This window comes from uncultured Sphingorhabdus sp. (genome assembly GCF_937872355.1).
Classification (GTDB): domain Bacteria; phylum Pseudomonadota; class Alphaproteobacteria; order Sphingomonadales; family Sphingomonadaceae; genus Sphingorhabdus_B.
This window is the reverse complement of sequence record NZ_CALMSV010000214.1, coordinates 1-6,338: the sequence shown is the minus strand read 5'-3', so window position 1 is coordinate 6,338 and position 6,338 is coordinate 1. Positions and strand designations below refer to the sequence as shown.

Genomic DNA, 6,338 nt, shown 5'->3' with positions numbered 1-6,338 from the left:
TGGCCCCCTCGCTGGCTCGCCATCGCTGATAACCTTTTCACACTGCCCCCCGCCGCAAGTCTTGGTGACCGATGGTCATTGCTTGTTGCAGCAACCGCTCAACCGTCGAAAAATAATGATACTGATCTGCGCATAGAACGGAGCGTTCATTCGAAATAGGTTGCGATGCACTTGCCCTCCCCGGCAGGAAGCCGCCGCCGCAAAGTCTGCGATGCCGGCAATGGTGGCAGGCAGACGGCAGATGGGCTCGTAGTTCGAAAAGCTGCGCATAGATGCTGTCCGCCGCAATATCTTCAAGCGAACAGGTCCGGACGTTCAGTTGCGTTGCTCTCGAACCCGCAGGTGTTGCCCGCAGATAGTCGGGATATTCAATTCGGCCATCGGTGTTGATAACGAACATATCCAGCTGGTCGTTGACCAAAGAGTCGATATGGCCAACACCTCCCAGTCTGACGTTCAACGTCGAACGGAATTGGCGAATGTCGATTTCGGGATCGTCATTCTCCCACCAAAGCGCATATAGTTCGGACATCCAACGACCATATTTTGGCAGACGTGCATAGACGTCTCGCTCTCCATCGGCCCAAGGTGGAGATTCCTGATAGAAGTCGATCGGCCACAATATGTCTAACCGCTTCGCGGGCAATTGCTGGATCCATTCGAAAAACGACAGCGGTTCGATGTCAGGATTGGCGACACACAGGAACCCACCGATCAAATCGCCGTGCCCTTCGCGTTCCAACTTCGCGATGTTTTGCATGATACGATTATAGGAACCGCGCCCTGCGTGATCGTAGCGATGCTGATCATTCCATAGAGCAGGACCGTCGCAGCTCACTCCGATCTTGCAGCGCATTTTACGCAGGCTTTCGATTAAACCGACGGGCAAAGGACGCAATAAATTTGTCTGCAGACTGACTTCGAATTCCGGATGTCTGCTTTGAATATCGGCAACCCGCTCCGCCAGAAAGCGGAAGCTCTCAACCGGCCACAAAGTTGGCTCTCCTCCATGCAAAACCAGGCAGAAATGGCCATCGCGCCGTTCGGCTGATTGCTCGCATAAGTCGAGAACTGAATTTAATGTTTCGATATCAAGATATTTGGGGACGACTTTGTAAGTCTGATCATCCTTGTTGAACATGTAGCAATAGGAGCAATTCAGGTTGCAGAAGGAAGTAACCTTCAAAATACAGGTTCCGAAGGTTACTTCCTCTAGCATCATCTTACCATTTCAGGCCAAAGACGACGCTGATAGCTGCCGGATTGAAACCTGGCTTCAATCGAGCGTCCTTAATGACAGCATCGAGAATGCGACCCCTGACGATTTCTTTGTTTATTTCGTCGAGACTTCCTTTGACCTTGATGTCAAACGGCTTGACTACGTCAGGCATAGTTTCCTCCTATTCCAGTTGATTCTGGAATTTATATATTATTTTTTCTGATCGAATATTGAATAATCAATATATTATTAACTAAAATTCAGAACATATTTTCTGTATTTTGAAATATTATTCTATGATAATTCTATACAATGCAAACGACAGCAAATGCTTATTTGGCTGACGCCTCGTTAACCGGTCTCAATTGCCGAAAGCCCGACACTGCGATCCATGCGTCTTTTAACGACGCCATTTTGCATTGACCGCGCGTGCAAAGCCGTTCGTCGCACATGCGACCATGCTGTTCATCGGCGCGAAAGCTAAGCTCGGCTTGGTAGGAATAGCAGGGCGACTAACAAAAGCGGGGCAGCGGAGGTCGCAATATGACAGGAGTATTTCGCGAGGGGCATAACCGGCCCCGACCGCGCCGAAGGGAACCGCTACATCTGGGGCCGCCGCCCAATCCATGGAAAAAACGCGCGACGATCGGCATTCCATTGTTATTCGCCGCTTTGGTCGCGATGCTGTTCGCGACGCGGGAAGCAGCAGCGCACCCCGCAACCCAGGCAAATGGCGCGATACTCGACCGTCCGATTGCAGGTGTGCGCAACAATTATTGGTATGATTATCGGTCCGACATTGAGGAGGCCCAAAGCGAATTGCGGAAGGACCTGCGCCGCGCCAAATCCGATCAGGATGAGCGCGAGGCGTGGGCCGAATATCGGCGCGAGTTGCGCGATGCGCGTTCCGATTATCGCAAGGAGATGATCGAGAAAGGCTATATCCGCCGACGGGGCGTTGTCACCGTCGAAGGCTAGCCAAAGACGCGGTCTGCCTGCGCCACCGCATCAGATGCGCGTAAAGCGGAAAGGATGCGCATCAGGTGCGGCAGATCGTGCACTTCGAGGTCAACCTCGAAAGTGTGGAAGCTCGCGTCGCGCGACGTCATGCGCAGGTTGATGATATTGGCTTTGTGAAAACCGAATATTCCCGCCATCTCGGCGAGCATGCCGGGGCGGTTGTGAATGATAACGCGCAACCGTGCCGAACCGCCATCGCTGCCCTGCCCCCAGCTGAGGTCGAGCCAGTCCCCCTCGGTATCGCCACCAAGCCGTTCGCAATGGATGGTGTGAACCTCGACCGGTCGACTTTCACGGCGCAGCCCGACAATCCGGTCCCCAGGCACCGGATGGCAGCATTCGCCCAATTCAAAGGACACCCCTGGCGTAAGGCCACGGATGGAAATAGCGCGTTCCTGCGACGGCCAATCCTTCTCATCCTCGCCCGGATCGAAGCCTGGGACAAGCGCTTCCATCACCCGGCGGTCGGTCAGCTTGCCTGAGGCTAGCGCCAACATGATTTCATCATCATTGTCGAGCTGCAACCGCCCAAGCGCAGCCTTTATTGCCTTGGCACCAATTTTTCCTGGAAGGCGCAGACAGATGTCCTCGAACATCTGACGCCCGAGCTGGATAAGTTCGTCCCGTTCGCGATGGCGAACGTGCCGTCGGATTGCCGCTCGCGCCTTTCCCGTAGCAACGAAATTGAGCCATGCCGGTTCCGGCTGATGTGCCTTGCTTGACAGTATTTCGACCATGTCGCCATTATTCAGCAATGTGCGCAAAGGCACATGGCGGCCATTTACCTTTGCCCCCACAGCGCAGTCGCCAAGGTCCGTGTGTACAGCATAGGCGAAATCAACCGGGGTCGAACCCTTGGGAAGCTGATGCAAGGCACCTTTCGGCGTGAAAGCGAAGATGCGATCCTGATACATCGCCATTCGCGTGTTCTCGAGCAGCTCTTCGGGGTCCTGGCTGGTTTCGAGGATCTCTATCAGGTCACGCAGCCATCCTGCCTGCCCATCCGGCGCATCATCCTGCTTATAGGCCCAGTGCGCGGCCAGACCATATTCGGCGGCACTGTGCATTTCCTGGCTGCGTATCTGCACCTCAACCCGCATATTCTGCGCAAACATGATTGTGGTGTGGATGGATCGATAGCCGTTGCGCTTTGGCGTCGAGATAAAATCCTTGAACCGACCCGGCACCATTTGCCAGCGACGATGCAATACACCGAGTGCGCGATAGCAACTTTCGGTATCTTCGACGACGATCCGGAAAGCGTTGATATCCGAAAGCTGCTCGAACGCGACATGGCGCTCCTGCATCTTTTTCCAGATTGAGTAGGGATGCTTTTCACGTCCTGACACCCGGGCCTTGATTCCGGCACGCTCCATTGAACTGGCAATCGATTGGCTGATTTCCTCGATCAGCTTGTCGCCATTTTCGCGGATCTGCTTCAACCGGCCTGTAATCGTTTGATATGCCTCTGGTTCCAGTTGCTCGAATGCCAGCAGCTGCATCTCGTGCATATACTCATACATACCGATCCGCTCCGCCAGCGGGGCGTAGATGTCCATCGTTTCCTTGGCGATGCGCCGGCGTTTTTCGGGGCTCTTAATGAAATGCAGCGTCCGCATATTGTGCAACCGATCGGCCAGCTTGACCAAGAGCACACGAATATCGTCGGAAATAGCGAGCAAAAATTTGCGCAAGTTTTCGGCGGCACGCTCATCCTCGGTTTGCGCCTCGATCTTCGAAAGCTTGGTTACGCCGTCGACCAGCCGGGCAACTTCAGGTCCAAAGCGGTTCTCGACATCCTCAATTGAGGTCAGCGTATCTTCGACCGTATCATGAAGCAGAGCGGTGATGATGGTATCTTCATCCATCTTCAGCTCGGTCATCAGACCCGCAACCTCGACCGGATGGCTGAAATAAGGATCCCCGCTGGCCCGCTTTTGCGTGCCGTGCATCTGGACGGTAAAGACATAGGCGCGGTTGAGCCGATCTTCATCGACGTCCGGATCATAAGCTCGGACCCGTTCAACCAGTTCATATTGGCGCATCATCAAAGCCAAAATGTGCTTTTTACGCTGCGATGCAACAGGAAAGTGGACAGAGCCGCATAAACTTGATGAACAGCGTGGAATTGTAAGGCGATCCAAAAACAATTTTTCTTTGCTTCAGCGGTTTACGCCATAGCTCTCAAGCGATTGCCGGAAAGAAATTGCAAAAGGCTCACCCTACATTATCGTTCAATGCCTCAGGGGAGTGGCAATATGAAACAGCGTGCATTTTCAAGAGCTTCCAAAGGCCTTGTCTGCTCCCTTGCTTTGGCGCTTTGCTTTGCCCCCGCTTATGCGACCCAAGACACAGCAGGCGGTACCATATCGGTTTCCTACACTCCCGGAATTGACGAAGCATCCGATGAGCTTGCCACCATTCTTCGCGATGCCGCCATTTTTGAAGATCTGGCGAATGGTGTGAGTGAGACCATACGCCTACCGGCCGATTTATCGGTGCAGTTTCGCAATTGCGACACCGCCAATGCCTTTTACGAGCCCCGGTCACAGCAACTCGTAATGTGCTACGAACTGATGGGAATGCTTGCCCAAAACGCGGCTACTGCGGGGAAAAATGATGAGGAGATTGGCCAGGACATGATGTTCGCCAGCATCTTCTTTTTCTACCATGAAATGGGCCATGCGCTGGTACACCAGCTCGACCTACCCATTACGGGGAAGGAGGAGGACGCCGTCGACGATATGGCTGCACTACTGCTGCTGGAAAACAATGAAGACGGCAGCGGCGGTGTCATGATCGCATCGGTGGTTCAGCAATTTGGAGAGTTGGCGATGAAGATGGAGGACATGGATTCCCTGCCCTTCTGGGGTCAGCACTCATTGGATGCGCAACGCATGTATCATCTGATGTGCATGATCTATGGCAGCAATAGCGAAGCTTATGCCGACTTGGTCAGCGACGACATTCTACCAAAGGAACGTGCCGAGCAATGCCCTTATGAATATAAACAACGCGCGCGCAATTGGGAGCGGTTGATGGAGAGCCACCTGAAGCCGGAGCCGGCTTAGCCCCGACAAGTAAGGTCTACAGGTCAAACAAAAAGCGCCGGTCGCGCACGCTGCACAAGGGGGAGAGGAGGCAGCAAGCGCAATCCGGCGCAGTTTGTTTCGGCCTTAGGGTCGGATGAAGGGGTGGCCTGTCAACCGACCGCGGTGTGTGAGAGCGGCCGAAATTCTCTCGAAATCGGAAAGATCAGTCCTTTGCGAGAACGACCTTTTTCTTGGCATTGCAAGTTGCGATGTCATCTGCTTCGAGAACGCGGTCTCCAGCCTTGAAGCTGGTCACTTCGCCGAATTCCTTGGCAACGCTGGCGCACACATTGCGCGGAGCCGAGGTGGCAACAGGCGCGCGGCAGCTGGTGCCTTCACATTGGAAGACAACGCCGCGGACAACAGCCTTTGAGGTTGCAGCCGGCTGTGCCAATTCGACGGTGTAAAAACGTCCGCTGTTGGCGTGGGCCTGCGGTGCGGCAAAAAGAAGCACCGCACTGGTTGCGACCGCGCCGACGAGCGCGCCGAAGCGCGAAGAAGTTTGGGAGAGGTTCATGTCTACAATCCTTTATCTGGACCTTGTTTGTCGAACCCCGTCATCCCATATCAGGCTTGACCGGAATTCGAGCCCCTGGAAAACCAGTTGCGAATCGCCATCTATTCCACTAGGTTTTAAGTTGCAACTGAAAACTGATATTCGGCTGGCAAATTTTTGCAGGCACATTAGGACAGACCGATGGGGAAACTGAGAGAGCCGTTGAGCGAAGTCGCAAACTGTGGCCTACCCGCCGCATTGGAGGCGATTGGCGAGCGTTGGTCGTTCATGATTCTGCGCGCCGCCTTTAACGGCGTCCGACATTTCGAAGAATTTCTGACCGAGATCGGTATTGCGCGGAATATCCTTGCCAACCGCCTGACGCGATTGACCGAAGCGGGCATATTGCACCGCAGCCCCTGCCCTGATGACCGCCGCCGCGTCGAATATCGGCTCACCGCCAAGGGGCTCGATTTTCTGACAACTATGATCGCACTACGCCAATGGGGTG

At 54.1% G+C, this 6,338-nt stretch carries 7 protein-coding genes; 3 read left to right on the top strand and 4 right to left on the bottom strand.

What is annotated here, in order from left to right; translation table 11 throughout:
* Positions 1-37: 37 nt before the first annotated feature.
* Both Q0239_RS14150 and Q0239_RS14145 read right to left on the bottom strand, forming a co-directional pair.
* Complete coding sequence (locus Q0239_RS14150; RefSeq protein WP_298603976.1) at positions 38-1,219, bottom strand: radical SAM protein; 1,182 nt, start codon at positions 1,217-1,219, stop codon at positions 38-40.
* A 4-nt stretch (positions 1,220-1,223) separates the two neighbouring features.
* Entirely contained in the window at positions 1,224-1,391 is a 168-nt protein-coding gene (locus tag Q0239_RS14145; RefSeq protein ID WP_298603974.1) for a hypothetical protein, read from the bottom strand.
* Between the two features lie 371 nt (positions 1,392-1,762).
* On the opposite strand from Q0239_RS14145, the gene Q0239_RS14140 reads away from it, so the two are divergent.
* Complete coding sequence (locus Q0239_RS14140; protein WP_298603972.1) at positions 1,763-2,197, top strand: hypothetical protein; 435 nt, start codon at positions 1,763-1,765, stop codon at positions 2,195-2,197.
* On the opposite strand, the gene Q0239_RS14135 is transcribed toward Q0239_RS14140, so the two are convergent.
* Complete coding sequence (locus Q0239_RS14135; protein ID WP_298603970.1) at positions 2,194-4,287, bottom strand: bifunctional (p)ppGpp synthetase/guanosine-3',5'-bis(diphosphate) 3'-pyrophosphohydrolase; 2,094 nt, start codon at positions 4,285-4,287, stop codon at positions 2,194-2,196. The genes Q0239_RS14140 and Q0239_RS14135 overlap by 4 nt on opposite strands.
* A 210-nt stretch (positions 4,288-4,497) precedes the next feature.
* Between Q0239_RS14135 and Q0239_RS14130 the strand changes: the two genes are divergently transcribed.
* Positions 4,498-5,310, top strand: coding sequence for a DUF4344 domain-containing metallopeptidase (locus tag Q0239_RS14130; RefSeq protein ID WP_298603968.1), 813 nt, complete (start codon positions 4,498-4,500; stop codon positions 5,308-5,310).
* 184 nt (positions 5,311-5,494) lie between these two features.
* Here Q0239_RS14130 and Q0239_RS14125 read toward each other — a convergent pair whose 3' ends face one another.
* Positions 5,495-5,848 (bottom strand): hypothetical protein, encoded by a 354-nt coding sequence (locus tag Q0239_RS14125; RefSeq protein WP_298603967.1) that lies wholly within the window; start codon positions 5,846-5,848, stop codon positions 5,495-5,497.
* Between the two features lie 180 nt (positions 5,849-6,028).
* Between Q0239_RS14125 and Q0239_RS14120 the strand changes: the two genes are divergently transcribed.
* The coding region (locus Q0239_RS14120) for a helix-turn-helix domain-containing protein (RefSeq protein ID WP_298603965.1) at positions 6,029-6,338 on the top strand (310 nt) is incomplete at its 3' end.

Bases quoted from the DNA above. Each gene is read 5' to 3' on its own strand.
- Q0239_RS14150 (WP_298603976.1), bottom strand. From the start codon at position 1,219: ATGCTAGAGGAAGTAACCTTCGGAACCTGTATTTTGAAGGTTACTTCC.
- Q0239_RS14145 (WP_298603974.1), bottom strand. From the start codon at position 1,391: ATGCCTGACGTAGTCAAGCCGTTTGACATCAAGGTCAAAGGAAGTCTC.
- Q0239_RS14140 (WP_298603972.1), top strand. From the start codon at position 1,763: ATGACAGGAGTATTTCGCGAGGGGCATAACCGGCCCCGACCGCGCCGA.
- Q0239_RS14135 (WP_298603970.1), bottom strand. From the start codon at position 4,287: ATGATGCGCCAATATGAACTGGTTGAACGGGTCCGAGCTTATGATCCG.
- Q0239_RS14130 (WP_298603968.1), top strand. From the start codon at position 4,498: ATGAAACAGCGTGCATTTTCAAGAGCTTCCAAAGGCCTTGTCTGCTCC.
- Q0239_RS14125 (WP_298603967.1), bottom strand. From the start codon at position 5,848: ATGAACCTCTCCCAAACTTCTTCGCGCTTCGGCGCGCTCGTCGGCGCG.